Annotated in this window: 28 protein-coding genes and 3 pseudogenes; 16 read left to right on the top strand and 15 right to left on the bottom strand. The window is 34.1% G+C overall.

The features are described from left to right. Positions 1 to 44 precede the first annotated feature (44 nt). The 3 genes from dhaS (at position 45) to MKY90_RS04890 (ending at position 2,031) form a co-directional block, all read left to right on the top strand. Positions 45 to 611 (top strand): dihydroxyacetone kinase transcriptional activator DhaS, encoded by a 567-nt coding sequence (dhaS, locus tag MKY90_RS04900; RefSeq protein WP_061689901.1) that lies wholly within the window; start codon positions 45 to 47, stop codon positions 609 to 611. Between the two features lie 19 nt (positions 612 to 630). Then, complete coding sequence (dhaQ, locus tag MKY90_RS04895) at positions 631 to 1,629, top strand: DhaKLM operon coactivator DhaQ (RefSeq protein WP_341090597.1); 999 nt, start codon at positions 631 to 633, stop codon at positions 1,627 to 1,629. A 294-nt stretch (positions 1,630 to 1,923) separates the two neighbouring features. Beyond that, on the top strand, positions 1,924 to 2,031 hold the full coding sequence (locus tag MKY90_RS04890) for a YjcZ family sporulation protein (protein ID WP_000505673.1): 108 nt from the start codon (positions 1,924 to 1,926) through the stop codon (positions 2,029 to 2,031). A 243-nt stretch (positions 2,032 to 2,274) separates the two neighbouring features. Here the strand turns inward: MKY90_RS04890 and MKY90_RS04885 are convergent, their stop codons facing one another. Both MKY90_RS04885 and MKY90_RS04880 read right to left on the bottom strand, forming a co-directional pair. Next, entirely contained in the window at positions 2,275 to 2,910 is a 636-nt protein-coding gene (locus MKY90_RS04885; protein ID WP_098168911.1) for a hypothetical protein, read from the bottom strand. A 125-nt stretch (positions 2,911 to 3,035) separates the two neighbouring features. After that, entirely contained in the window at positions 3,036 to 3,653 is a 618-nt protein-coding gene (locus MKY90_RS04880) for a VanZ family protein (protein ID WP_088265669.1), read from the bottom strand. Positions 3,654 to 3,897: 244 nt separating this feature from the next. On the opposite strand from MKY90_RS04880, the pseudogene MKY90_RS04875 reads away from it, so the two are divergent. The 4 genes and pseudogenes from MKY90_RS04875 to MKY90_RS04860 form a co-directional block, all read left to right on the top strand. After that, positions 3,898 to 3,999, top strand: a pseudogene (locus MKY90_RS04875) (TetR family transcriptional regulator); the annotation flags it as partial. Between the two features lie 194 nt (positions 4,000 to 4,193). Beyond that, complete coding sequence (locus MKY90_RS04870) at positions 4,194 to 4,505, top strand: ArsR/SmtB family transcription factor (protein WP_000433545.1); 312 nt, start codon at positions 4,194 to 4,196, stop codon at positions 4,503 to 4,505. Between the two features lie 292 nt (positions 4,506 to 4,797). Beyond that, positions 4,798 to 5,973, top strand: a complete 1,176-nt coding sequence (locus tag MKY90_RS04865) for an MFS transporter (RefSeq protein WP_341090592.1) — start codon at positions 4,798 to 4,800, stop codon at positions 5,971 to 5,973. A gap of 551 nt (positions 5,974 to 6,524) precedes the next feature. After that, positions 6,525 to 6,626, top strand: a complete 102-nt coding sequence (locus MKY90_RS04860) for a YjcZ family sporulation protein (RefSeq protein ID WP_000505688.1) — start codon at positions 6,525 to 6,527, stop codon at positions 6,624 to 6,626. Positions 6,627 to 6,687: 61 nt separating this feature from the next. Here MKY90_RS04860 and MKY90_RS04855 read toward each other — a convergent pair whose 3' ends face one another. Both MKY90_RS04855 and MKY90_RS04850 read right to left on the bottom strand, forming a co-directional pair. Beyond that, entirely contained in the window at positions 6,688 to 7,161 is a 474-nt protein-coding gene (locus MKY90_RS04855; protein ID WP_002011002.1) for a hypothetical protein, read from the bottom strand. 82 nt (positions 7,162 to 7,243) lie between these two features. Then, positions 7,244 to 7,603: pseudogene (locus MKY90_RS04850) on the bottom strand (MarR family transcriptional regulator). Between the two features lie 434 nt (positions 7,604 to 8,037). On the opposite strand from MKY90_RS04850, the gene MKY90_RS04845 reads away from it, so the two are divergent. Next, on the top strand, positions 8,038 to 8,586 hold the full coding sequence (locus MKY90_RS04845; protein WP_002166236.1) for a DUF4352 domain-containing protein: 549 nt from the start codon (positions 8,038 to 8,040) through the stop codon (positions 8,584 to 8,586). Positions 8,587 to 8,713: 127 nt separating this feature from the next. On the opposite strand, the gene MKY90_RS04840 is transcribed toward MKY90_RS04845, so the two are convergent. Beyond that, complete coding sequence (locus MKY90_RS04840) at positions 8,714 to 8,950, bottom strand: hypothetical protein (RefSeq protein ID WP_002140614.1); 237 nt, start codon at positions 8,948 to 8,950, stop codon at positions 8,714 to 8,716. A gap of 200 nt (positions 8,951 to 9,150) precedes the next feature. Here MKY90_RS04840 and MKY90_RS04835 point away from each other — a divergent pair, with 200 nt between their 5' ends. From MKY90_RS04835 to MKY90_RS04820, 4 genes are all read left to right on the top strand, one after another. Next, positions 9,151 to 9,297, top strand: coding sequence for a YjcZ family sporulation protein (locus tag MKY90_RS04835; protein ID WP_000540380.1), 147 nt, complete (start codon positions 9,151 to 9,153; stop codon positions 9,295 to 9,297). 298 nt (positions 9,298 to 9,595) lie between these two features. Continuing rightward, positions 9,596 to 9,937, top strand: a complete 342-nt coding sequence (locus tag MKY90_RS04830) for a PadR family transcriptional regulator (protein WP_002010991.1) — start codon at positions 9,596 to 9,598, stop codon at positions 9,935 to 9,937. After that, positions 9,930 to 10,412: a hypothetical protein gene (locus MKY90_RS04825; protein WP_341090587.1), complete on the top strand. Its 483-nt coding sequence runs from the start codon at positions 9,930 to 9,932 to the stop codon at positions 10,410 to 10,412. Before MKY90_RS04830 ends, MKY90_RS04825 begins: the two co-directional genes overlap by 8 nt. Further along, positions 10,409 to 10,936, top strand: coding sequence for a permease (locus MKY90_RS04820; RefSeq protein WP_341090586.1), 528 nt, complete (start codon positions 10,409 to 10,411; stop codon positions 10,934 to 10,936). Before MKY90_RS04825 ends, MKY90_RS04820 begins: the two co-directional genes overlap by 4 nt. Positions 10,937 to 10,979: 43 nt before the next feature. Here the strand turns inward: MKY90_RS04820 and MKY90_RS04815 are convergent, their stop codons facing one another. After that, positions 10,980 to 12,455 (bottom strand): MDR family MFS transporter, encoded by a 1,476-nt coding sequence (locus MKY90_RS04815; RefSeq protein ID WP_098168906.1) that lies wholly within the window; start codon positions 12,453 to 12,455, stop codon positions 10,980 to 10,982. Positions 12,456 to 12,597: 142 nt separating this feature from the next. Between MKY90_RS04815 and MKY90_RS04810 the strand changes: the two genes are divergently transcribed. Next, positions 12,598 to 13,173, top strand: a complete 576-nt coding sequence (locus MKY90_RS04810; protein WP_341090584.1) for a TetR/AcrR family transcriptional regulator — start codon at positions 12,598 to 12,600, stop codon at positions 13,171 to 13,173. Between the two features lie 50 nt (positions 13,174 to 13,223). Here MKY90_RS04810 and MKY90_RS04805 read toward each other — a convergent pair whose 3' ends face one another. Further along, a complete protein-coding gene (locus MKY90_RS04805; RefSeq protein ID WP_341090582.1) occupies positions 13,224 to 13,568 on the bottom strand; it encodes a hypothetical protein in 345 nt (114 codons plus the stop codon). A 169-nt stretch (positions 13,569 to 13,737) separates the two neighbouring features. On the opposite strand from MKY90_RS04805, the gene MKY90_RS04800 reads away from it, so the two are divergent. Next, positions 13,738 to 14,625, top strand: a complete 888-nt coding sequence (locus tag MKY90_RS04800) for a DMT family transporter (protein ID WP_033730899.1) — start codon at positions 13,738 to 13,740, stop codon at positions 14,623 to 14,625. 224 nt (positions 14,626 to 14,849) lie between these two features. Here MKY90_RS04800 and MKY90_RS04795 read toward each other — a convergent pair whose 3' ends face one another. Next, positions 14,850 to 15,617 carry a TSUP family transporter gene (locus MKY90_RS04795; RefSeq protein ID WP_341090580.1) on the bottom strand — a complete coding sequence of 256 codons (768 nt, stop codon included), beginning with the start codon at positions 15,615 to 15,617 and terminating at the stop codon, positions 14,850 to 14,852. Positions 15,618 to 15,727: 110 nt separating this feature from the next. Between MKY90_RS04795 and MKY90_RS04790 the strand changes: the two genes are divergently transcribed. After that, on the top strand, positions 15,728 to 16,513 hold the full coding sequence (locus MKY90_RS04790) for a TrmB family transcriptional regulator (protein WP_341090578.1): 786 nt from the start codon (positions 15,728 to 15,730) through the stop codon (positions 16,511 to 16,513). Between the two features lie 527 nt (positions 16,514 to 17,040). Here the strand turns inward: MKY90_RS04790 and dnaB are convergent. The 7 genes and pseudogenes from dnaB to dcm form a co-directional block, all read right to left on the bottom strand. Then, complete coding sequence (dnaB, locus tag MKY90_RS04785) at positions 17,041 to 18,327, bottom strand: replicative DNA helicase (RefSeq protein ID WP_341090576.1); 1,287 nt, start codon at positions 18,325 to 18,327, stop codon at positions 17,041 to 17,043. Further along, the gene (locus MKY90_RS04780; protein ID WP_341090572.1) at positions 18,324 to 19,181 is read right to left on the bottom strand and encodes a DnaD domain-containing protein; all 858 of its coding nucleotides are present in this window, start codon (positions 19,179 to 19,181) and stop codon (positions 18,324 to 18,326) included. The genes dnaB and MKY90_RS04780 overlap by 4 nt, the downstream gene beginning before the upstream one ends. A gap of 196 nt (positions 19,182 to 19,377) precedes the next feature. Further along, complete coding sequence (locus MKY90_RS04775; RefSeq protein WP_341090570.1) at positions 19,378 to 19,704, bottom strand: nucleoside triphosphate pyrophosphohydrolase; 327 nt, start codon at positions 19,702 to 19,704, stop codon at positions 19,378 to 19,380. A 52-nt stretch (positions 19,705 to 19,756) separates the two neighbouring features. Then, positions 19,757 to 20,038, bottom strand: a pseudogene (locus MKY90_RS04770) (MerR family transcriptional regulator); the annotation flags it as partial. A 141-nt stretch (positions 20,039 to 20,179) separates the two neighbouring features. Beyond that, positions 20,180 to 22,537 carry a DNA mismatch repair protein MutH gene (locus MKY90_RS04765; RefSeq protein WP_341090567.1) on the bottom strand — a complete coding sequence of 786 codons (2,358 nt, stop codon included), beginning with the start codon at positions 22,535 to 22,537 and terminating at the stop codon, positions 20,180 to 20,182. Continuing rightward, the gene (locus MKY90_RS04760; protein WP_341090564.1) at positions 22,470 to 23,498 is read right to left on the bottom strand and encodes an FRG domain-containing protein; all 1,029 of its coding nucleotides are present in this window, start codon (positions 23,496 to 23,498) and stop codon (positions 22,470 to 22,472) included. The genes MKY90_RS04765 and MKY90_RS04760 overlap by 68 nt, the downstream gene beginning before the upstream one ends. A 356-nt stretch (positions 23,499 to 23,854) precedes the next feature. Continuing rightward, the gene (dcm, locus tag MKY90_RS04755; protein WP_341090562.1) at positions 23,855 to 25,138 is read right to left on the bottom strand and encodes a DNA (cytosine-5-)-methyltransferase; all 1,284 of its coding nucleotides are present in this window, start codon (positions 25,136 to 25,138) and stop codon (positions 23,855 to 23,857) included. Between the two features lie 322 nt (positions 25,139 to 25,460). Here dcm and MKY90_RS04750 point away from each other — a divergent pair, with 322 nt between their 5' ends. Continuing rightward, positions 25,461 to 26,855 (top strand): Sau3AI family type II restriction endonuclease, encoded by a 1,395-nt coding sequence (locus MKY90_RS04750; protein ID WP_341090560.1) that lies wholly within the window; start codon positions 25,461 to 25,463, stop codon positions 26,853 to 26,855. Positions 26,856 to 26,926: the final 71 nt, after the last annotated feature.

Raw genomic sequence — 26,926 nt, 5'->3', positions numbered from 1 at the left:
ATAGATAGGATTTTTATATTACTAACATTCTAGGGATGATTCAGATGACCTCTTCTATAATTTCTAAAAAGATAATCGCGAACTCATTGAAACATTTAATGGAAACAGAATCGTTTCATAAAATATCAGTGAGCGATATTATGTTACACTGTCAAATGCGTAGGCAAACTTTTTATTATCATTTTAAAGATAAATTCGAACTATTAAGCTGGATTTATAAAGAAGAAACGAAAGAAAATATTATAGACTTTCTTGATTATGAAACATGGGAAAACATTTTCGATTTATTATTTGATTACTTTTATGAAAATCAAAAATTTTACCGAAATGCTTTTAAAGTCATTGAACAAAACTCGTTTAATCACTATTTATTTGAGCATACGAAAAACTTATATATGAAGATTATTGATGAACTATCGATGAGCTGTGGATTCAGCCTTTCTGATGAGACAAAAAATACGATTGCCTCTTTTTATAGTCACGGCTTCGTTGGGACGATAAAAGATTGGATTGAAAGTAAATGTGAAGTAGATCCGTCCATTATGTCTTCTCTCATGAAAAATATGATAAACAATCAATTACTACTATTACTGGAGCAATCAGCAAAGTAATTAAAGGGTGGAAAAAGCAATGAAAAAGATTATGAATGATGTACAAAATATTGTTCAAGATATGCTGCATGGCTTTTATTTTGAACATAACGACAAAGTAAATTACGACGAAACAAATAACATCATTTATGTAAAAGATATCGCAGAAATGGAACAAACCGTTGTCATTATAAGCGGCGGTGGTAGCGGACACGAACCAGCTGATATTGGCTATGTAGGAAACGGAATGCTTACGGCGGCAGTAAACGGCAGTATCTTCACTCCCCCTACAGTCGAACAAATTGTGGCGGCAACTCGCTTAATGCCACAAGATAAAAGTATTTTATTCATTATTAAAAACTTTAAAGATGACGTAGAAAACTTTTTAGCTGCAGAACAAATCGCCAAAGAAGAAGGAAGACAAATTGACCACATCATCGTAAATGACGACGTTTCAATTGAAGATGACGCTTCTTTTAATAAAAGAAGACGCGGCGTAGCTGGCACCGTTTTCGTTCAAAAAATATTAGGTGCGGCCGCTGAGAGCGGTCATTCTTTAGAAGAACTAACAGCACTTGGCCAATCTGTCATCCAAAACTTACACACATTAGGAGTCGCCCTTTCACCTGCAAACGATCCAGTACAAGGAAAAGCTTCATTCACATTAAACGACGATGAAGTCTTTTACGGCGTTGGTATTCATGGCGAAAAAGGTTACCGCAAAGAAGCACTATCCTCTTCTGAAATATTAGCGATTGAACTTATGAACAAACTAAAAAGCATTTATCGCTGGAGAAAAGGTGACAACTTCGCCATCCTCATTAACGGACTCGGTGCGACACCATTAATGGAACAATACATTTTCGCAAACGATATTCGCCGTTTATGTGAGCTGGAAGGCTTACATGTGAAGTTCGTAAAGGTTGGTACCCTTCTCACTTCTTTAGATATGAAAGGTGTTTCGCTCAGTTTGCTTAAAATAGAAGATTCGGATTGGGTGAAGTGGTTGAAGGCGGATGTTAGAGCGAGTGGTTGGTAACAATAAACTAAACCTTATGATGATTGAACGTTTAGTAATCAAAAGTACTGACTTATATGAAGAATGTATAAACCTTAGGTATCTGTAAATAAATCGAAGCATACATACTATTTGCAAGTTATCCGCCAGTTTCGAAATGCGGTTATCCAGTCGGAGAAAGGCACCTTAATGTGTCTTTTTTTTATTTTCAAAAGGACCTGCTCAATTATTGCGTAAAAAACATAAAGTAAATTGAATCCGTTAAAATACATGAGTGACCCCTTGTTTTCCCCTCTTATTAAAGGAGGAACTATTATGGGATTTGGTGGTAGTTGTGGCGGCTGTGGATTTTCTGGCGGCTTTGCTTTATTAGTAGTATTGTTTATTTTATTAATCATAGTTGGAGCTTCTTGCTTCTGCTAAACAAACTATCGGAAAAGACACTCTTATATGGTGTCTTTTCTTTGTAATAAAAAACTCTCCATAAAGGAAAATTTTTAAGTTTATACATTCAAGTCATCCAAATTAGTTATTCATACCGCACCTTATCACTTTCGGTCTTTAGTGTGACATACAAATAATCCTTCCCCTACACAAAGTTGCTCAACTAACTTTAATTCCTTAGATCCAAAACTTATATAATTAAAACACACATCATCATTAAATTCATTTCCTTACATCAATAGTTAGCTCATCTGTAATCTGCTCAAGATGAAAAAATCTTTTTATATAATGGATATGTGACCACTTTTCTTCCCCACCAATAACAAATAATTCTTGCGCATCATACATAAATGAAAAGCTTGGATAGAAACTGTCCGCTTTTATTTCAATCTCACCAGTATGATTACTAATCGTCTTACAGTCTGCTGAATAGCTTAATAACGTATAGAGAGAATCTTGTGCTGATTGAAAGAAATACTTCATAAGTGTAGCTATATCATCACTATCGGTAATGCACACTTTAAAAAAGTTCGTATCTCTTTTCTTATTATTAAAAATCAGCTCAAACGGGAATTTATTCTCTTCTAAAAATCCTTCCATAAAGTCACCGCGCAAATAAGTTTCAAATACCATATACATAGGAAATTTGTTAATTAAGCCTATAAATCCTTTAATGATTTCTTCAAATCCTTTATGCTGATTCCAATTCGTTCCCACACCCATCATAATACGGTGATTTAAATAGATAGGATAAGGTGATAACCCTTCATCTTTTAACATATACACTCGTTTTCCATCTGTATGAAGAGCTGTTTGAGACTCTTTTAGTAAGTATTGAGATAATTGAACATGTAACATATTTACATCTACCTATCATGTAATACATAAACTATATCTATTAAGTTAGAAAATGCAATGAATTATTCATATTTTACCGTGTTTAAGCGTGGAGAACTAGAATAGATCGTAATCTTATTGGAAGCTTACAGGTCTCCAGGATAATAAATTAACATCGCACCTACAAATGAACACACTAAACAAAAAATAGCCTCGTATTTTATGACTAAAGAAGAGTTGGTATCAAGCTTTTTTTCCTCTCTTTTACATATCATTTTAAATAAAACTCTATATATTATATACCCAACAATTGCCCCGAGGGTATTCGTAAATAAATCATCAATATCTGTAATTCTATTATTTAGTAATTGATTTAACTCAATTGCCAATGAAAAAAAGAATCCCGCACATACGGTGTTTTTCATTTTTCTAAACTGTGGCCAAATAGTCGGTAATAAAAAACCGAACGGCATAAACAGTACAATGTTCAAAAGATACGTAGTACTACCTGCCGTATCAAATAGAGTCAAATTAATTTGACTGACACGAATCCACGTTTCATATCTACTTATATCCCATACAGTCGCGATTTGCGTCACCCCATATACTAGCGAAAGGTAGAATAGAAAAACATATACCCATAGAAAATGCAGAATAGATATATTTCTTTTCGCTTTAAAATAAAACCCAATTTGAAACACAATACAAAAAATAATAGTAAAGAAATAAGTATACAAATAACTCATCAAAACTTCTGTATCCATGCAGAATCCCCTAACTTTACATTTTCATCTATGACTTTATCGTTTTTAGTATCCTTCTTGATGTAACTCATTTATAGGATAGGAAAAACTTTTAAAATAAAAAATGGGGTAAACATAAAATTTTTCTTAAATCTTCAGTTGGGTTTTATTATTACTCTTCTTAGGAATCCGCCATTGATAGCTAGGCAACAACATGCTTAAACCTAACAATATTATCATTTTTGCACGTAATCCTCGTAGTACTTTAACCGATGAAGCATATATAAAATCATGTGAATCGTTTGTTCAGTTAAAACATGAAATTAAGAAATATATGACGTACTATAATCACTCTTGCTATCAATAGAATTTAAAGAAGATGACTCCTGTTTGCATACCGAAATCATCTTTTTTAGGTTGCCTAACTTTTTTTAGAATGTCCTTTACAAAAGGTACAGATCAAGAGCACCTCATTCCTATTTAAGAGGATCCCGTATACCTTCTCCCCTTAAAATCACCAAAACCCATTTACAAATCTATAAAAGTAGATATAATATCCTTATGGAACCTTTATTAATTTATAAAGCATTGTCAAATGAAACAAGATGTCAAATTTTATCATGGTTGAAAAATCCAGAAAACTATTTCGATGAAAAACCTTATCTAGAGCAAGGCCTTAACTTTCAAGTTGGAGTGTGTGTAGGAGATATCCAGCTTAAAACTGGCTTAGCCCAATCGGTTATTTCTAGTTATTTATTAACAATGAAAAAGGCAGGCTTACTAGACTCTGACCGAATTGGAAAATGGACCTACTATCGCCGAAATGAAAAAACAATACGAGAGTTTTCTGAATACGTTCAAAACGAATTATAAAATGAAAGCTAATAATCAATCTACATATCAATTGATTGATTATTAGCTTTCACACATTCTGCTTTTTTACAGGTATCCAATTATTTTTTTATAAAATTGCACTACTTATAAAAGCAAGAAACATAGAAAGGAGAAAATTTTTTAACATATCATATCTAGTTATTTAGATATCTGTTATTGTATTTGAAATTACATAATCCTGATAATATTGGCATCCAATCATACTTGTAATAATGCTTCTTTGTTAATGAATTTACTTTCAAAATACTGATACGAATGGAGAGTTTTATAAATGAAAAAAGTAAATCCTTTACTTATTCTGACACTCGCAATAGGTGTGTTCGGAATTATTACTACCGAGATGGGTATTGTCGGCGTATTACCACAAATCACTCAAAAATTTGGAATTTCAACTACACAAGCTGGATTTTTAGTAAGTATATTTGCACTAGTTGTTGCTATTTCTGGTCCGTTTTTAATTCTGCTCGTCTCTAGTATTAATCGCAAAATAATTTTATTAACAGCAATTTTTGCATTTGTTATTTCAAATATAATCTACGCTTATACAACACAATTTGAAATCATGCTTATTTTTCGTATTTTACCGGCAGCACTTCACCCACTCTTCTTTTCAATTGCTCTTGTAACAGCTGCTAAACTTGTCCCTCCAGAAAAGAGCGGTCAAGCAGTTACAAAAGTTTTCATGGGAATTACTGTTGGCTTTGCTTTAGGTGTACCACTAACCTCTTACCTTGCAGACCAATTTTCACTCGAAATGGCTTTCTTATTCGGAGCATTCGTTAACACTCTTGCATTCATTGGAATACTACTCCTACTTCCTTCTATGCCTGTTAAAGAAAAAATGTCTTTCGGCAAACAAATTCGTATACTCGGCAAACCAGGATTATGGTTAAATATTTTAACCGTCACATTCCTTTTTGCAGCCATGTTTTCCGTATACAGCTACTTCGCTGAGTACCTTGCAAAAGTAACTTCCATGAATGGATCTCTCATCAGTATCATGCTATTCATATTTGGTATAGTTATGATTTTAGGTAATCATTTATTTGGTGGTCTTCTGCAAAAAAGCATAATAAACACTGTAATATCATTCCCTATTCTATATTCTATTGTTTACATATTGGTTTATTATTTAGGTTCCTACCTTGTTCCAATGATTTTTATCGTATTCATTTGGGGAATCGTACATGCTGGTGGATTAATCGTTGGTCAAACATGGTTAATAAGTGAAGCTAAAGAAGCACCTGAATTTGGTAATAGCCTATTCGTTTCATTCTCAAATCTCGGAATTACTTTAGGAACAACTATTGGAGGCTGGTTCATTTCAAACTTAGGTATTCACCAACTTATTTGGAGCGGATTCATTTTCACACTACTCTCATTTCTGTTAATTATAATAAAACTAAAATTTTTCAATTCTAATAGCCAATCTTCATTATCAAGCTAGTACATTTTCAGTTTCAAATTTGATAAAAAAACATTATAAATTCTTCTCATAAGATTTTATAAAGTGAAAAGTATAATGATCAAAGCCTTTAGCCATAATTACGACTAAAGGCTTTTTTGTATGAAAGAATAAACAACTATAAATCTAAAAGGAGCTAATTTTATGGAACATAATCAAAATGGAGTACTTGCTTTAATTGTTTTGTTTTTAGGATTAGTATTTTTCGTTAGTGGAATGGTTTATCATTTATGGGGTTCTTATTAATTTCAACTTTTAGAAAGATAAATAATTTAAAAACTAAAACGTATATTGTAATTATCGATATGGCATATTTCCAAAAACAACTTAACATGGTAAAATAATATTCGGACGGGAGTCCAATATTATTAAAATTAAGATGGTTCAAGTCGGAGAAAGGCACCTTAGGGTGTCTTTTCTTTATTTTCAAAAGGACCTGCTCAATTATTGCGTAAAAAACATAAAGTAATTTGAATCCGTTAAAATACATGAGTGACCCCTTGTTTTCCCCTCTTATTAAAGGAGGAACTATTATGGGATTTGGTGGTAGTTGTAGTAGTTGTGGCGGCGGCTTTGCTTTACTAGTTGTATTGTTTATTTTATTGATCATTGTTGGAGCTTCTTGCTTCTGCTAAAAAACTATCGGAAAAGACACTCTTATATGGGTGTCTTTTCTTTGTAATAAAAAGCTCTTCATCACTTTCGGTCTTTAGTGTGACATACAAATAATCCTTCCGCTACACAAAGTTGCTCAACTAACTTTAATTCCTTAGATTCAAAACTTATATAATTAAAACACCCATCACCAATTAATACACCTATTCTTAAATCAGAAAATATTAATATAAGTTTATCAACTTCTCTACTTGGTAAAAACTTTAACACATCATCATTAAATTCAATTATGTTTTTGGTGTACTTGCTATATGTTAACGATTCTACATCATCTAAAACATATATATTCTCATCATATAAATATAACTTGCTTAAAGCTAACACACTTTTGTTCAAAATATTATATTTATTGGGTATCAATACATTATCTTCGAAATCAAAATACTTCTCACTCTTTACTACCGCTGGAAAAGTATCAACAACATAAAAATCGCCTACTTCTTTAAAATAATACTCGTCAAGCATCTTTTGAAACAATCCCTTAATTTCACTCATTATTTTCTAATACCCTTTCCTTCTCATTATTTTCAGCAGGTGATAAATCTTTCAAATCTTCTTTTTCTACTGTTTCAAAATACTAACAGTTTATCAACTGCTGCTTTAATGTATTTAAAACTTTCTTTCTCTCATCATAATCTTCCTCACCGGCTTCTTCCCAAAGTCCAAGATCAGCTCCGCGTTCGATTAATGTAATCGCATTGCTGCGAACCTCATCTTGCGGCAATACAACCTTTCTCCAGTTGTATTGCCGCAAGACCGATGAACACTAAAGACATCTCCTCTAAATCTTCATCAATATCGAACTCATCTAAATACTCTTCTAAAACGAGCTTAGTTGCTTCTTCTGCACTTTTCCTTCATCTAAATAATCAATAAACTGATCCTTCACATCACAAGTTGTATCATCATCAAATAATCCAGTTCCCCAAGCGCCCATATTCCACAGCCCCTTCTTTGTGCTTTTCTTTTCATTTATATTTCAATTTTAAATATAGTAGAAACTCATTACAAGGCTAGTTATATATACAATTATTATAGATAATATATACCTTTCACCACATGTATCATTCTGAATAATTAAAAACAACTATTGAAAATTCCATATAGACCCATTACTGGTTAAAATGTTATAATTAAACCATCCTACATAGTTACTCATGTTCAGGATGAGAAACTAACGTCTTATTAAGTAATGCGCATAACTTAAATAAACAAGACACTGCAAAGTGTCTTGTTTATTTGTATCGAGTTTCCTTTTTATCCCAAAACTAATATAATCAAATGCAACATTTAATACATATAAAGAAAAATATAGATTTATTAAATCATTATGGCACCCATGAAAGTACTTTTATTTTGGAGGAACAAACTATGAACAAAAAGTTATTAACATCATTATTATGTAGCACATTCTTATTTGGATTATCAGCTTGCAGTTCACATGATACATCTAGCAGTAACACGAAAAACGAACAGGAGACTTCTAAAGAAACAAAGAATGATGAACTTAGCAACAAGGATCCTCAAAAAGAACTTCCCACCCATGGAGATTCTTCTGATGTATACATATCAATACACTCTGCCGATTCATTAGATGTTATAGGTAATGGAGAAGTTAAAGCACAAGGTGTATTTAAAGTATTAGACGTCGCAGTTTATAATCGTCAAGAGGAACCCATTACACTAAATAACAATAACTTTAAATTAATTGACGGAACCGGAAGAGAATATCACATTTCTAATGAATCTCAATTAGTACTTAAAGCTGCAAATACTGCTACATTTAAATTTGGTGTTCTTAATCCTAATGAAAATTCGGAAGGGAACATTGTATTCGATGTTCCGAAAAATACGCAAGGATTAACTTTGAAAATTAATGGAGATATGCTGGATGAAGGGATCGAGTTAAAGGTGGAATAGTCAAAGAAAATACAAACCGCCTATCACAACTTATACTAACATAACAAAAAGTACAGCCTCTGTATTAACTACAGTAGACTGTACTTTTTCATTTGTGATTTTGTATAACTCACTATAATAGGATTCCTTAGTTCTTTTGAGAAGATGCTCTCCAATCACGAAAAGATGTTGGAAACCCAGAATGTCCACGTTGCTTTGTAACAACTGGTTTCTCTTGAAGAGTAGTTGATTTCTCTTCAGGAATAGTTGGTTTTTCTTCAAGAATACTCAAAGCTGTTTGCATTTTCTCCAGCTGTTCTTTTAAAGCTTGCTGCTCAATCTTTAAATCCGTAAGTAAACGTAATATCATCTCAGAATTAGCCATAACGATCTCCTTTCCCCCAATGCACAGAATAAAATACCATATGTAATAAGCGGAATACTCGTGACAAAAATAAGTTCGTCAACTCTTTTAAAATACCGAGTACTTTTATTTTTTCAAAAGGACCTGCTCAAGTTTATCCGTAAAAACATAAAGTGATATAAATCCATTAATATATGGACTTTATGGAAGGAGGAGTTAATATGGGCTATGGTGGTAGTTGTGGAGGCTATGGTGGTAGTTGTGGTGGAGGCTGTGGTTTTGGCGGTGGATTCGCCTTACTTGTTGTGCTCTTTATCTTATTAATCATCGTTGGAGCTAGCTGTTGGGGCGGCGGATTCGGCTGCTAATAAGAGGCACTCTTGAGAGTGTCTTTTTTTTATTTCTCAATATAGGGCTAACATATATGTGTTACTATCAAAAGGCGAGATTCCCTAAGCGTAATATAGTAGTTTACCAACTATGAAAGCCACTGTCACAAGAAAACAGTAGGCTTTTATTTTGTTATTTAACAAGATTAAAACATGAATTGCCATTTCCCCTCAGTAACATTTTTAAATGACATAGCACTTCATGCACCATATACTGTTAACAACAGTATACTGTCATTAACAGTATATATTCCAATTCATTCTAGGAGGTATATTTATGAAGCATACAGGAAGACATACAGGTGCATTTCTTTTGTTATTTTTAGCAGAAGGTGATAACTATGGCGGGCAACTACTTCAGAAATGTGAAGAAGAACTTCCGATCAATCCAATCGATAGTGCCATCCTTTACCGCACGCTGAAGAAATTAGAAAACGAAGGTGCTATTGAATCTTATGTAAGTACATCAGTTCCAGATAAGCCGAGAAAGATGTACAAAATTACTACAGCCGGAAAAGAACAATTAGCAGATTTTCAAATGGATATTGAGGAAAAAATGAAAAACTTATCATTTTTCTTAGACAAATATAAAGACTTAAAGGAATCTTATCATGATTAATGGCGCTATCCTTTACATTTTGGCCATTATTCTTACGGGGATTTCTTTTATGAAGGATCGGACTAAAACGAAAGCTGCCCTATTAAAATCATGGAAAATATTTCGAAACCTCCTCCCTGCCATGCTCTCCATTATGCTTTTCGTTGGACTATCACTTTCTATCTTAACGCCGTCCTTCATCTCTTCCATCATTGGAGAACAGTCCGGGTTCATAGGTATTATTTATTCAGCAATACTCGGCTCCGTTGCACTCATTCCAAGCTTTGTCGTGTTCCCACTTGGTAATACGTTAGTACAGCACGGCGCAGGTCTTCCTCAAGTTGCGGCACTCATGTCTACACTAATGTCAGTAGGAATTACAACCTTGCCGATGGAACAAAAGATATTCGGACGAAGCTTTGCTTACGCTCGTAATGCATCTGCATTACTCATGTCACTCCTATTCTCATATATCATTTGGGTGGTGATGGTATGAAGGAACTAAAAAGATATCGCTTCTTTTTCATTTTGCTGATTGGACTTATCATACTAACTTTTATAAACCAATCTTTAGGATGGAGCGCATTACAATTAACGGGGAATAGCATTTTAGATATGTTGTTTCTACTCCCCCCTGTCCTAGTATTTGTAGGGTTACTTGATCAGTGGGTGAAGAAAGAAACACTAATGAAATACATGGGAGAAAAGTCCGGCATATATGGAATATTATTCTCTCTATTATTAGGCGGAATTGCAGCTGGTCCCCTCTATGTTGCCTTTCCGATTGCAGCACTACTATTAAAAAAAGGCGCAAGTATTAGGTACATCGTATTTTTCTTAGGTGTTTGGACAACTGCGAAATTACCGATTATGGTGTATGAATTTTCTTCATTCGGAGCTACCTTTACGCTCGTTCACATTTGCTTCGGTCTGTTGTTCTTCTACGTAATGGGCATCGTTTTTGAGAAGTTTTATGATCAACGGCAGTTGTTGCAGTATGATATTACGAAAGAAATGTAAAAAGACATCTTTATCTTGTAAAGATGTCTTTTTAATATGAACCTTAATTTTCGTTCTGTAAAACCCTCGCTGCCTTTACTTCCTTTTTCTCTTCTTTTAAGAACAACGATACGATAAAAGCAATAATGATAAAGATTAATCCAAGTGTAAATGCACCTTGGAATCCTGATGTTAAGCCATTTAACTTCTCTACTGGGTCCATTGGATTTGCGGAGCTTTCCATATACTTAGTTGTTCCTGAAGACATTTTCGAAATAAAGATAGCCGTACCAATTGCGCCAGCTACTTGCTGTAACGTATTAAACAGTGCTGTTCCGTGCGGATATAAATCTGGTGTTAATTGATTTAATCCATATGTTTGTGCTGTCATTACAAACATGAGTCCGACCATTAATACGCTATGCATGACAATAATTTGTACCATTGATGTATCAGGAGTAATGCCTTTAAATAAGAACATTGCAATACCTACTAACACAATACCGGGAACGATAACAACTTTCGGGCTAAATTTATCAAATAGTTTACCTGCGATTGGTCCCATTATGGCGCTAATAATACTTCCTGGAAGCATTATTAGTCCTGATTTAAATGCTGTAACGAGTAAAACTGTTTGTAGGAACATCGGTAATAAAGTCATCGTTGAAAATAACGACATCATCACAATGACGATTAATCCAACTGATATTGTAAACATCGGAACTTTAAATGCTCGTAATTCTAAAATCGGATTCTCAATTTTCAATTGTCGAACGACAAAAATACATAATGAGATAAGCCCAACAAGTAAAGTGCCATACACTTTCGCATCAGACCATCCTACATCACCCGATGCACTAAAGCTATACACAAGCCCTCCAAATCCTAATGTCGATAAAAGGATAGATGGATAATCCACTTTTGGCCTTGTTAACTCTGAAACATTTTGAATGTACTTCATCCCAATCATAATTGAAATGATCACGATAGGAATAACAATATAGAATAACCAGCGCCAATTTAATGAATCCACAATTACTCCAGATAATGTAGGACCAATTGCAGGAGCAGACATCATCACAAGTGCGATTAATCCCATTGTGGCACCACGTTTTTCAGGCGGACAAATAAGTAAAATCGTATTCATTAATAACGGTGAAATTAACCCCGTCGCTACAGCTTGGACGATACGGCCAACTAATAAAATAGAAAATGTCGGTGCGAATCCCGCAATTAATGTACCGACTAAAAACGTTACCATAGCGATCAAAAACATTTGTCTCGTTGTGAGCCATTGCTGAAGTAACGCTGTAATCGGGACTAAAACCCCAACTACTAACATGTAAGCTGTAGAAAGCCATTGAATCGTTGAAGCTGTTACGTCGAATTCTTTCATTAATACAGTTAACGCATTACCAAGTAATGTTTCGTTTAATAATGCAACCATTGCCCCTAAAAGTAATGCAATTAAAATCGGGGTATGTTTCATATTAGAAGTATCAACTTTGCCACTTGCAGGGCTCTTAGTTGTTATATTCATGTATTGATTCTCCTCCTGTTTTTTACTTGAAAATCTTTAAATAAACCGGAACACATGTAATATAATATACATATGTAGATTAAAAAGGGAGAATCAATTTAAAGCCATTGTATATTTAATCTACAAAAAAGGAGAATTGTAGATGAATGATAATGAAAAACAGCTTGATTTACGTATTAGACGTACACATAAATTATTGTGGGATTCCTTATTTGACTTAATGACGCAATCAAAACAGAAATATAGTACTATCACGATTAACCAAATTTGTGATCGTGCAATGGTACACCGAACAACTTTTTATAAACACTTTGAAGATAAAGATGCTTTATTAGCATTTGGATTTAAACGCTACAGCAAGATGATTGCTGAAATACCGATTTCAGATCGATTAAGTAAACCATTTCAAGTAATGGAACAATTTCTACACCATGAAGAAATCGGTAAAATATTAGAGACGCAAATGTCTGATGAACAATTTATTAGCCGTACACAGTATTTAAGTCACGAAACGAGAAAACAAGAAATAGAAGCGTTAAATCAACTTTGCAAAAACCATACGATGCCAAATAATTTAATCATTGAATTTTATTCAGGGGCAATCACCTCATTAAGTGCATGGTGGTTTAAAAATGAAAGAAGCGTTTCTGCTGCTGAAATGGATAGGTATCTCCACCAACTTATTAACCGGAATATTTTTCAGTTTGAAGAAGAATAACTTCACCATCAAAAAAACGCCTATATGAAATAGGCGTTTTTTACATACTATTACTTACCGATTTTCTTCAAATCCGAACTTTCTATAATTGAACGAGAATATCCATCTTTCCCAACTCGCACCATAGCTCTTCCCAACTGCTTAGAAGTTATCACACTGCCGAATCGCTTCAACAGAGGATTAAAGGGCTTCATCACATCATACATTAATTGGTACAATTTCGTTTTTGATTTCACACCATTTGCCGGAATGATTAATCTTAGTCTAAACATATACGCAGATTTGAAAGGTAAACGTAATAACTCATTTTCCGTTCTCTCCTTCACTCTCGCCCACATCGTACGTCCTGATTCTGTACTATCTGTTCCGCTACCGGATACGTAAATGAATGTCATGTTTGGATTTAACTTCGCTAATGTTTTTGCGGTAGATAACGTTAATTCGTACGTAACTATAGAATAAAACGTCGATAAATTTTTGTTCCAAATATTCAGAATTAATATTAAAATAAACAATGGGGATAGGGGTATGGAATCATAAATTATACATAACGAGGGAATAGAAATGAAAATTCAATTAAAAGCTGATTTAATGCTACTACTAGTTACATTTTTTTGGGGTGCATCCATCCTACTTACAAAGCTTGGACTTGATGGCATAGAAGAATATAATTTAATCGCATTACGATTTATTATTGCCTTTCTTTTATCAGGTTTAATATTTTACAAACATTTATTCAAAGTCGATTTTAAAACTGTAAAATATGCTTTTATACTAGCTTCCGTTTTATTTATCGTTTACATTTTCGCGACATTCGGTACAAAGTATACAAGTGTGTCTAATGCTGGTTTCTTACTATGTCTCACAGTCATTTTCATTCCAATATTATCAGCTATATTTTTAAAACACATTCCTGAAAAGAAAGTTATATTAGGAATTGTGTTAACGATAATAGGAATTGGCTTATTAACATTAACTAGTGAATTCAAAATCGGTAACGGCGATATATTTTGCATACTGTCTGCCTTATTTTATGCGATTCACGTCATCATTACTGGAAACGTAACAAAACATGTGAACTCGATTGCACTCGGGGTCATACAACTCGGTTTCGTCGGCCTATTTAGTCTTATTTTTTCATTAGTAATGGAAACCCCAAAACTTCCTAGCACGATCAACTCATGGCTAATCATCTTAGCCTTAAGCATATTTTGCACCGCAGTCGCTTTCATCGTGCAAGTTATCGCCCAACAATACACGACGCCAACACATACAGGACTTATCTTTTCATTAGAACCCGTCTTTTCCGCAGGCTTTGCCTTCGTTTTCACAGGCGAAACGCTCACAGGAAAAGGGTATTTAGGGGCGACGCTTATATTATTGAGTGTGTTGATTGCTGAGATAGATTTTAAGGGGTTGTTGCGGGTTAATTATAAGAAGAATATAGAGTAAACATTTCACTATGATCAATAAACATACCCCAGAAAAATATGAGTTTATATCATTCTCTTCACTTAGATTTTCTTTTAAATGAGACTTTTTTAGATGCTATCTTCGAATAAGGTAGCATCTAAAAAATGTTAAAAGAAATTTGCCCCTAGTATCTTCTTATATTTTATGTAGCCTTCATATTTGACCTTTTCTACGTTCTTTGAAGTAAAGATGTTCAAAATTACTTACTGAATATAGTCATACAGATTTTTCGCTAACAATAAACAAGTTACTGTAATGAAAAGAGCACGAACATACCCGCTTCCTTTTTTTATAGCAAACTTGGAGCCAGCAATTCCTCCAGCAATTTGAGCAATCCCCATTATAAAACCATACGCATAGTTTACTTGCCCTACATACATAAATATTAACAATGCACCAACATTACTTCCTAAATTAAGAAACTTCGCATTACCTGCTGCTTTTAAAAAATCATACCCAATAAATAAAAGAGCAAACATTAAAAACGAACCTGTGCCAGGCCCTAGAAATCCATCATAAAAACCAATAGCAAAAACAAAAAAAGTAAAGATAATGACGTGTCGACCAGACAATTTTTTATGAGTGGAAATACTACCCCAATCCTTTTTGAATATCGTATAAATGGCAACCGCACCAAGCATAATCAGCATCAATGGCTTCAGTACTTCTGGGTTCATTAAATGAACGGTCCATGCCCCTATTATGGAACCTACGAAAGTGAGTGGAACTAATTTAAACGCCGATTTCAAATCAAGATTACCAGAACGATAAAACACAATATTACTAGTTGCACACCCCATTGTCGACGCTAGTTTATTCGTAGCTACTGCACTTGCTGGATTCAGTCCTGTAAATAATAAAGCGGGTAAGGCAATGAGTCCTCCACCACCTACAACTGAATCAATAAATGCAGCTAAAAATCCAAAAGCAATCAAAATAATTAATACTGATGGGTCTAAATAAAAATCCATACTATTAACCTCCCCTTTAGTCACTATCCGAATAGTAACTAATAATTTGCTAAATGTAAACAGTTATTGTAACGTTGAAATATAAAAGCAAACATCGGAGGACGAAAAAAGTGGACTACATAGTGCAACAGCTTAAAAAAATTGGTTTTAATGAATATGAAGCTAAATCTTATGTATCTCTTGTTAAACAGGGGCCTGTCACAGCCTACCAAGTGAGTAAGGATTCGGGTATCCCAAGAGCGCGAATTTATGAGATTTTGGGTAACCTTGTAGAAAAAGGAATTGTCATGAAGGAAGAAATAAATGACACCACTCGCTATTCACCTCTACCTGTTGAAATCTTTTTACAAAAGGCGCAATCAGAATGGCAGTCTACTTATGAAGTAATCAGTGATTCATTAAAAAAACTGGAAACTTTCGAGGAAAAAATGGATAATCGAGTGATTACTTTAAAAGACAATAAAACAATAATTAGCTACTGTCAGGCATTAATAAAAAAAGCCCAAAAACGTATTGTCATTTCAATGTGGGATGAGATGTATGAAGCGTTAAAAGAGGAACTATCTGAGGTAGCTGATAAAGTTACAGTACAAGGTATTACCCTGCATGTTGAAAATCCCATTAAAAATCTAGAAGCCCATCGTATAACACCTTATACAGAAACCCTGTCTACAGAACATTGGTTTATTTTATCGATAGATTCTAAAGAGATGATTTATGGACCATCAATTGAAGAGCGTAATATTGCTTTTTATACAGATGACCCCATTCATATATACTTACTAGAGGATTACGTATGGCATGATGTTTTAGTAAATCGACTTGTCCGACGTAGCCAAGACGATTTGGAGCAATGGATTACTACAGAGAGAAAATCCTTCTTTATGGAAAAATAAGAAACATATTCAAGAGCAAATCAAAAAAATTGCGTATTAAACCTAACAACTTCTCCGTACAAAAATAGCCGACTATTATATAGTAAATAGTCGGCTATTTTTATATAAATTTATACAGACGCTGCCATTTTCCCTTTGCGGAATATTCCCATTAACCCAGCGATTAATGAGATAAACGATTCTCCCACTCTTTCACCTTCTCAATTGTTACATCTAATTTCTTAGCCACTTCCTCTATACTCATTCCCTTAAAGAGCATTCCAGCTGCCGAAAGTGCTTTATCTATTTCTTCTTGCTTCTCTTGCTCATATAAAGTGAAACTTTAATCAGTGGGGGTTTTGTTCATCCCCCACTGATTATTAGTTGAACCAATCGGGCGTTTACGGGCAGTTGATCTCCCACCTAACTCCTTTGCTCCAGCCGAATTTTGAGGTGGGAGTTTTACTGCCCGTTAATGCGGGATAAACGACCTACTTTTGTCAACCGTAACCACTCCTTTACCTTTTTATATGCCTTCTTCTATTTTATCATCCAATCTCCACAAACCGCCCAAACTCCTTCAAAAATCTCAGCTTAAAACTACCCACAGGCCCATTCCGATGCTTCGCCACATGAATCTCCGTCATCTCTTTCTGCATCGTTTCTTTATCGTAATAATCCTCTCGATACATAAGCATAATGACATCCGCATCTTGCTCAATTTGTCCCGTCTCTCTTAAATCAGATAAAAGCGGACGCTTATCTTGACGTGACTCTACGGAACGAGACAATTGCGACAATGCTACTATACAAACATTTAAATCACGCGCTAATAACTTAAGCTTACGAGAAATCTCACTAATCTCTTGAAATCGATTGCCCTTATGCTTCGGATCGCCCGTAATGAGCTGCAAATAATCTACAATAACTAAAAGCTTTTTATCACCGTGCTTCCGCTTTAACTTACGAGTCTGCATCCAAATATCCTGCATTGTAACACCGGCCTTATCATAAATTTCAAGTGGCAACTCACCAATCTCCGCAAACGCCTTACTCACCTTTTCCCAGTCTTCTATCGTAAAACGATGCTTCGGATTTTTCAGCCTACCTCCTGACACTTCGCCCGCGCAAGACGCCATCCTTTTTAACAGTTGCTTACTACTCATCTCTAACGAAAACAATCCAACTGCCGCTCCAGACTTCGCCGCATGTAGCCCAACATTTAACGCAAACGCAGTCTTCCCCATAGAAGGACGCGCTCCAAGAACGACAAAATCCCCTTCCTGCAATCCGCACGTCATCTTATTTAACGATATATAACCAGTCTCAATACCAGTATTCTCTTTCGTATCTTGATGAAGCTCTTCATACAAACCAACTAAAGCATCCTTCAAATCAAACTCACATACACAGTCCTTTTCCTCTAACTCACAAAGCTCCGTAATCGTCTCACCAATAATTTTCTCATTCTTCTCCGCAATAAGACGCTCTCCCATCTTACGCCCAAGAACGCCAGCCTGATACATCTTCCAGGCACCCCGAACAAGCCCCTCATAATAAGAGAAGTTGGCAGTTGTAGGCACACCCTCTATTAATGCTATAAAATACTCCATCCCCCCGATATTCTCCAAAAAATTTGGATTCATCCGAGAAACGAGCGTCACAAGATCAATTGGTTGCCCTTCATCTTCAATTTTTCGCATTAACCGAAATATAGACTTATGCACCGGCATAGAAAAATAATGCTCCGTCAAACGGCACTCCTTAATAAGCTCTCCATCAATTAAAAGAGAACCTAACACCGTCTTTTCCGCCTCCACATTTTGAATACTCATGGACGCCACCCGCGTTCAGTTAAGAACCGCTGCAACTCTTCCTCAGACGGCGCATTCTTCTCCCACTCCTCACACCTCGCCAAAAACTCCTCCGTCTCCGCCGTACTAACAGACGACTCCTTCTTCCTAAAGCTCGCCGTATCCGCCTCAACCTCACACACTTTCGTAAATCCTTTCCCGTGCCAACCTCTCAAAATCCCCTTCACATAAGCAACCGTCCGCTTATTATTCTCATACGCAATTTGAAGAGCCTTCAGCACAAGCTCCTCTGACAAATCTTCCATCCACGCACTCAATTCCTCTACCGTATGAGGAGACAAACTACCGAAATTTTGTTCATAAAAAGAAAACACGCGACTTCCCGTTTCTTCCTCTATAACCTCTTCTTCCGCCTCTTCACAAACCGGATCAACATCATGAACGGCCAAATCACTCGGCATACCGAAATGTGCTAAAAGCATCGGAACACTCAGCTCCTCCTCTATGCACTTCTGAAGAAACATATGTACAAACTCCTTATTCTTCACACCCTTAAGCTCACGAAGCACACACTTCTCCACATTCGTATTCGTCACAGGATTATAACGAAGCCAATTTAAAACGAATAACTCTCTCGTATCTGCATCATAAAGAATCTTTCCATAATCAATGAAGCGCTGCACAAGCTTATCAACAGTCTCCCGATTATAACCCGTCTCCATCTCAGCTAACCGCTTCGGAAAAGGAAAAATCCCACACTGCGTCGTCTTCGAACAAGTTAACAAATAAACATAAAAATACCGCTCCTCCGGCGTCAAATCTAAAACAAAATCATCCTGCCAAAAATTCACCTGCACATTACGATACACCGCCATCCTAATTCCTCCCGTCCTCATTCAAAAGTAAAAATTTCTTCTTTGTACTATATATAGGAAGGAGGGCCAGGTTTTTGGCGTGTTATTTCAAATTTTTTTTGACTACTACTACGGTGTTTGTTGGTGTTTTTGTTTTGTTGTGTTTTTTCTTAGTGATTTATTACTTGGTAGGGGCTTGGAAGGGGTATGGGAGGGGCTAGTTGTCGGTTACTTCGATTAGGAAGACTCGATCTGAGAAGCCGCCTCGTTCTTTTGCTTTCTTTTTTCGGATGTTGTTGATTTCTTCTAGTGTTGTGCCTGCGTGTTCGGCTAGGGCGTTTATTGGTTCTGGGAGGTTGGAGAGTTCTTCTAGTTTATCTGGTTTTGTTTTTGCTTCTAGGTATTCGGTTAGTTCTTCTTGTGTTTTCTTGCAGAGTTCTTTTATGTATTCATCTTCGGGTAGGATTCTTGTTGTAGATGTTTTTCCGTTGTTTTTTATTATTTGTGGGATTTTGTCTCGGATTAGTTTGTTGTAGGTTGGCATGGGGTTTTCCTCCGTTAGTTTTTTCTTCTATTATAATGAAAAAGCAGTTTAACTAGTTGTTAAACTGCTTCATTGCTTCTTTTATATAGTTTTCTTCTTCAGTTGTGAAAAGGGTTGGGAATTCAGATAGTGGGAAGTTCGATTGATTAATTATATCCTCTATATCACTTTGAGGTGTATCAAGATAGTTCGTTACCTCTTCTATTAAATTGAAAAATTCCTTCAAGGTAACTTGAACTTCATGATGACTCGGGTCCTGCTCTTCTTCTTTATACTTTTTCAACTTCCCGATCACATCCATAAATCGCCAATCAAACTTTTCTTTTAACTCTTTTATTATTATAAGCCGCTTTGCCTCTCTAACGTTCCATTTCATCTTATCTCTACATCATTTATGACAACATATACTACCTTTCAAATAAATATTTTTCAGAATCCCTTAAAATAAAAAACAATCCATTGATTAACCTCAGAATTATATTCCTACTAACTGATCTTCAGTTATATGCTCCATAAAACTATTCAAATCAGGAATTATAGTTTCCAATAAAGTTTCTCTATTAACCCAAAATGTTCTTTTTATTTGCTGGCTACCATCTGTAAAAGTAAAGGTATCATTTGCATCTTTAGCCTTAGGCCTAATATGTAACCCTTTATTAGCAGATGCTTTTACAAACTCCTCTGCATTTCCAGCCTTAAATTTATCTACAGTATCTTTATATACTACTTTTGCCTTATGAGAAAGGTATGAGAAGTTAAACTTAGGGATTACGTGGATACCGACAAGCTTTCCAACTAGATTTTCGATAAAGATAAAAAAGAGAAACTCTTTTTCAATTTCTTTTTTTAAATATGAATCTTCAAAGGACAATATTTCATCATCTTTTGCACCATCATATATTTTAGGGTAATCCTCTGTCTCATAAAATTGACTAAATGTTTTACTTGGTAAAGCAAATGACTCTTTCAAATTAAACCCTTCATCTTTACCTTTAAAAATTACATTGATTGTCCTAAAATCTACTTTTATCCCCTGTTCCTCCAACTCTTTTTTTATAAACATACTTCGGTTAGATTTAGATTTATTGTTATCCTTGTAGGTTTCAAATTTACTGGCCAATTCTGAAGGCTCTTTAAAGAATTCAATCGCTTTATCTTCATCCTCTTCTAAATTCTTATGATTTTCTTGATAAATTTTGTACAAATCATCCCTTTTCAACATATTAGAATCTATTATTTTAGGAGCTAATTGAATAAATGTATCTACAAAACTTTCATATATCCCCTGAAAATATTCCTCTTTATCATTCTCATCTTCTGCATCATTATATACATCTTTGGAATAAGACTTGAAATAAAATTTACCATTACTAGATAATCCAGAATAATCCTCTTCAGACACCATTTCAGGTTTCTCCCTTTTTCTCCACCACTTGTCAATATAATTAAATATATCCATACTACTTAAAAAATCATCAACCATTTCAACATCTTCATCTAAAAACTTATCTATTTCCTCTAAATACTCTACCAATTTGTTTTTATTAAGATTTCTTGCCGTCCCTGGCTTATTTTTAAATAACAAATAAGATTTAACGAAATCTGGCAATAAAAAACCGCCGTAACTTCTATCTTCACCATTCCTACAAATTCTCTTATTTTTTTTGTCTAATTTTTTATTGATTTTCTCTACCAGCTCAGTATTAGTTTCTATATCCTCAATCTTAACTGGGATTTGAGTATTCAATCCTAATGTTACAGATCTCTTCAATTTAGAATTCACTGCAATGAATATTGTTTTTATTTTAACAGACTGTTTTAATCTATCCATTAATTGATTAACAAAATCAATTACTTCTGAATTGTCTTCCCCAAGTTTGCTCTTCAAACCCTTTGTAATTGTTCTTACAATATCAGTACAATGCGTTAATGTTTGTGCCCCATTTATTACACTAACATTTAATGGGTTGAAAATAATTTTATCTTCTTCAACTCGGAACTTTTCAGGTGAATAAATCGTGATTCCATTATGGTGAAACCAAAAATTTTCCAAAGCATTTTCATATCCATCAAAATTCTCTGAACCATTATTCTCTTTAAGATATTCATTCACTTTTTCCTTAAATGTCGAATCTGTATTATATGAATTATTCAGACCATATAAACCTAATAAAAATTTCGTTTTGAAATTATTTCGTAAACGATTTGCCTCGTTACCAACAATCCCTACCCTCACATTATCTTTAAACAATCCACTCCCTGTTTGATTATATAGCTTGTACAATTCTCTTAATGAAATATTATAAACTAAACCTAGACCACCTTCGACTTCCTTACTGGCAGCCTTATACTCTAAATAATTCACTCCATCTTCTTCCAAAAACATTTCAATTTCACTATCTCGAATTAAATAACATGTCTTTAAAGATTCTAAATCTTTTTTTATCTTTCGTTTTTCTATACCGCTTTTTGCTTCGACAACTACCTGATCCCGAAAGTCCTGTTCCTCTTCCCACGATTCAAATATCATTAATGGCTGTATTTCTAAATTATTTTTTTGCTCATAGCTTTCCCAAAATTCTTTGAATGTAACATTATCTTTACTGTTTTTACGAAAATCCCCTACATGATACTCCACTATATCCCCGTTATCATTAATAACTTCTAAGATTTCAGATTTCAAATCAACGCTTCGCTCTTCTAATCCTGTATCACCTAATATTTTGTATATCTTCTTTATATCTTCATCTCTTAATATCATATTACTAGCCCCTTTTTGTATAATATAAACGTAAATATTCGAAGTCATGGCAAGCCCTTTTCCTAATTTCATTTAACCTTCCCATATCTTCTCCCTTGGTTTTAGCCTTTTTTTCTAATTCATCAAGAGCACAAAATAAATCTTGCTCGTACTTTCTTAATTGCCTCATAACATTTTTTTTAGGCTCTTTATTATTTATATACGAATTAATTTCAAATTCTAAGTTTTCGAAATACGAATCCAACTCAGCTTCCAGTGTATTATCTGTTTTACATCCTTCCAAAGTTTTATCGATGCCTTCAAAAATAACATCACTCAATTTATCCTTTTCCGGAAAAAGAGTAGACTCATATATAGAAAAGAACTCTGCTAATTGCTTTCTTATATTTTCTTTTTTCTTACCACTTATTTTTATTCTTTTGTAAAAACAACTCGGTATCCTCGTAATATTACTTGCCGGGAAAAATATGAATCCTCCTCGTTGTAATTTTATCCTGTCATTAAAATGTCCATGTGTTACCACTTTAAAGTTCTTTTTTAAAATTAGCTCATTTTGATTTTCTAATAACATATCATTATAATATTTTTCGATATACTTCGAACTCGGAGAGAAATGCTGTGGTAAACAGAATACATACAAATATCCATCCTTGTCACCTTTATCATTTTCATAGGCAGTAGCAAAATATATTGCTACCAGAACATTATATGTTATATCTAATAACCTACTAGTTGCTAAATAATGTTGTGCGGCTATTGCTTTTTGTAAATTTGTTTTATCCTTTTCACCTATTACCTGATAATCATTTAATAAATCAAATAGTTTAATTTCTTGTTTTGGGCTTAAACCTCTTCTATATAACGATGGTAATAATTTTGTCCCTTCGTAATCTTGAGGTTCCCCACGAAAAGCAATGATACTCTGTTTTTCAGGAATTCCTAAAGATTCCCTCAACAAAAGTGTCTCTTCTTTTACCCTCTTTAATAATTCAAAAAGGCACTCCTCTATTTTCTCTACTCCATTTTCATTCATTTGCACACCTCTTTAACATTTTATTAAAATAATAAGATATAATTCAATTTTTCGTCTTATAATAACACTAGTACTGTTATAATTAACTACACTATTCATCAATCTAATATATACAACATAAAAAAACGATTTTACACTATAGAATTATATCACATCATAATTTTTTTGAATAATATTCCTTTCTTGTTATAATATACATACAGAATCTTTCTCTTTTTTAAATAAAAAATTTTTTCACTTTACAAATTTCACTATTTAAAAAACACAAATAACCCGATTTTATATCCATACACAAAATCGGGTTACTTACTCATATTAATTTTATTTTTTAACATCTAGCTACTAACTTCATATACCTAAATAAGGCTTAATTGCACCCATCCACCTTGTTCTTCCTCTTCCATATTAATCTCCAAAATTCTCTTACCCATTCGCTCCACCAAATCAACCACTAAAGCATTTCCCATACAAAAGTATCTGTTTCTTTGTGGCATTCCTGTATTCGTCCAGTCCATTGGGAAACCATTTAACAACTCACATTCAGCTGGCGTTAAATATCTTAGCCTTTTTGTATAAGGATCTTCAATTACATGGGAACTTCTATTACATGTTCCTTCACTTGTTAACATTGTACGTCCAGGCTTATCTAAACCATCTGGGAAAGCCATTCCTCCCTCAGCGTAGAAGTATTTATGACCCGTCGCCTTTGATACTCTTTCTTCCTTCTTAGGGCCTTTAAGGTACTTAAGTTCCTCAAATTCTGTTCTTCCCTTTTTGTTAACCTTATCCATTTTCAAATAATATGATTCATCTGCAGGACCAAATTTATCATATACTTTCTGAACAACCTCACCTAAAGTCTCTGGGTTTTCAGTTACTGGTACCACTTCTTCAGTATATACTTGTCCCTCTATCATCACACCAGAATTATAGTATTCCGCTTTAAATGTATCAGAAACCTCAATAATATCGACCGGCAACTCAAATTGCCCTCTTTTTTTATTTTCCTCAGGTGCTTCATGCACATTAAAAATCGGAGCAAAGAATCCATTTTCACATAATATCTCCAACGACTTCATTTCACTTTGAACAGATGCGAAATGAGATTCTTTTAAGTACGCAAAAATAAATACTCTTCGTCTTCTTTGTGAATTTCCATAATCCGCAGCATTAATAACTCTCCATTCCACTACATATCCTGCATCTCTAAAGCTCGCCAGCATAATAGAAAAGTCACGACCTCTTTGTTTTGCTGGTGACTTCAATAATCTATCTACATTCTCTAACAAAACAAACCTTGGCTTGCGAGAATTAACTATGTTCATTATCTCCCAAAAAAGAACACCTTTTTTCCCTTGTATTCCTTTTTCACTTGATAAAGTACGTGCTACAGAATAGTCTTGGCAAGGAAAACCTCCTACTAATAAATCATGCTCAGGTATTTCCGGCCAAGCTTCAGCTATATCTCTATTTACATGTATTCCTCTATTTTCAAAGCGAGTTGCATAACAATTAAATGCATGTTGTGCTTTAGTTGAAGGTTCCCACTGGTTCCCCCAAAGAACTTCAAAGTTTTCGTTTGCTTCTAGTCCTAATCTAAAGCCTCCTACTCCCGCAAAAAGTTCTACTACTTTCACCATAAATACACGAACATCCTTTCGGTGTTTTATTTACTTATGCTTCTTTATAATTAAAAGTGCGGAAAAGATTATCTATAAAAGTTTAAGAACCATCCTTTTTTAGCTTATAACAATTAAGAGCATACTTCGCTACCATATCAATATTATAAACGAAATAAATTATCTTGAAAAGATCCAATATAACTGTTTTTTAATGGTAACAACTACCTTTTCCTTCTTATAAATTTTACTTATATAAAATTGAAACAGCTTTTAATTATAGCATAACTTTAATATGTATTAAAATCATACACTCAGCACTGAATACAGAAAGGAAATTATTATGGACTACACTACAGTAGAAGAACTTATGAAAAAAGCACATGAAGCTGAAGGAAAGACATTTGGTGAAATTGATTCAACTAACCGACTTGCAAACGCAAAATCAAAAGGTGGGCTAGGACAAGTAATCGAGGAAAGTTTTTTTGGATATGAAGTAAATTCAAACGCAGAAGCTGATTTTAAACACCTTGGTATTGAACTCAAAGTAACTGCATTTAAACAAAATAAAAACGGTTCATTATCAGCCAAAGAACGCTTGGTTTTAAATATTATCAACTATATGGAAGAAGTTCATACACACTTTGAGACATCAAGCTTTTGGAAGAAAAACGAAAAGCTACTATTAATGTTCTATGAATGGGTACCTGACGTAGATCGTAAAGATTTTCATATTACAAAAAGCTTTCTATTCACCTATCCTGAAGCTGATTTAGAAATAATTAAACAAGACTGGGAAATCATCGTAAATAAAATTCGTGCCGGCAAAGCACATGAATTATCTGAAGGTGATACAAACTATTTAGGAGCTTGCACAAAAGGATCCAATAAAAATTCACTTCGCTCACAACCGTGTTCTGAAATTCAAGCAATGCAAAGAGCTTTTTCATTAAAGCCTTCTTATATGACCGCACTAGTTCGTAGATATATCCTAAACGAAGAACTGGTAAGTTTCACAACAACAAATGAACTAAAAGGAAAATCTTTAGAAGAAATCCTTTACTCAAAATTTGAGAATTACATAGGCCTAACTAATCAAAAAATTGCTCAAAAATTGTCTATCGATTACAGACCTACAACCAAGAGCTTTGTTCCATTATTAGTAAGCTCATTACTTGGTATTAAAGGAACTCGACTCGATAAAATTGAAGAATTTGCGAAGGCCAATATAGAATTTAAGACAATTCGTTTAGAGCCAAACGGAAAACCAGAACAAAGCATGTCATTTGAAACAATTGATTTTCATCAATGGACAAACGAATCATGGGAAGAAAGCGAAATTCGAGAACGCTTCTATCAAACCAAGTTTTTATTCGTAATTTTTGAATTTAACCAAACAAAAAAAGAAAATCCAAACCGTAAACTCTACTTTAAAGGTATTAAGCTTTGGAACATGCCTGTCCCTACAATAGAAAAAGAAATACGTGAACTATGGGAAGAAGTTAATAAAGTGATAGATGAAGGTATTCAAATTGAATACAAAACACGTGGTGATAAAGTCGTCGAAGCAAATAACCTACCAAAAATAAATTTCAACGGCGTCGCGCATATTAGACCAAAAGCTCGTAATGGTGCTGATAAAGTAACTTTACCTGATGGGCAGCAAATTACAAAGCAGTGTTATTGGTTGAATAACTCTTATATTGCTTCTGTTATAGCTAATAACGTTAAAGAGTAATTTAAGTTTAACCTACAATCTTTATATCACCAAAAGTCTCCTTCTCTATTTACGTAATTATTATGTGAATT

Source organism: Bacillus sp. FSL P2-0099 (assembly GCF_038007445.1).
GTDB classification, from domain to species: domain Bacteria; phylum Bacillota; class Bacilli; order Bacillales; family Bacillaceae_G; genus Bacillus_A; species Bacillus_A mycoides.
Note: the sequence above shows the minus strand (reverse complement) of the source record. Positions and strands in the feature narration are given on the sequence as shown.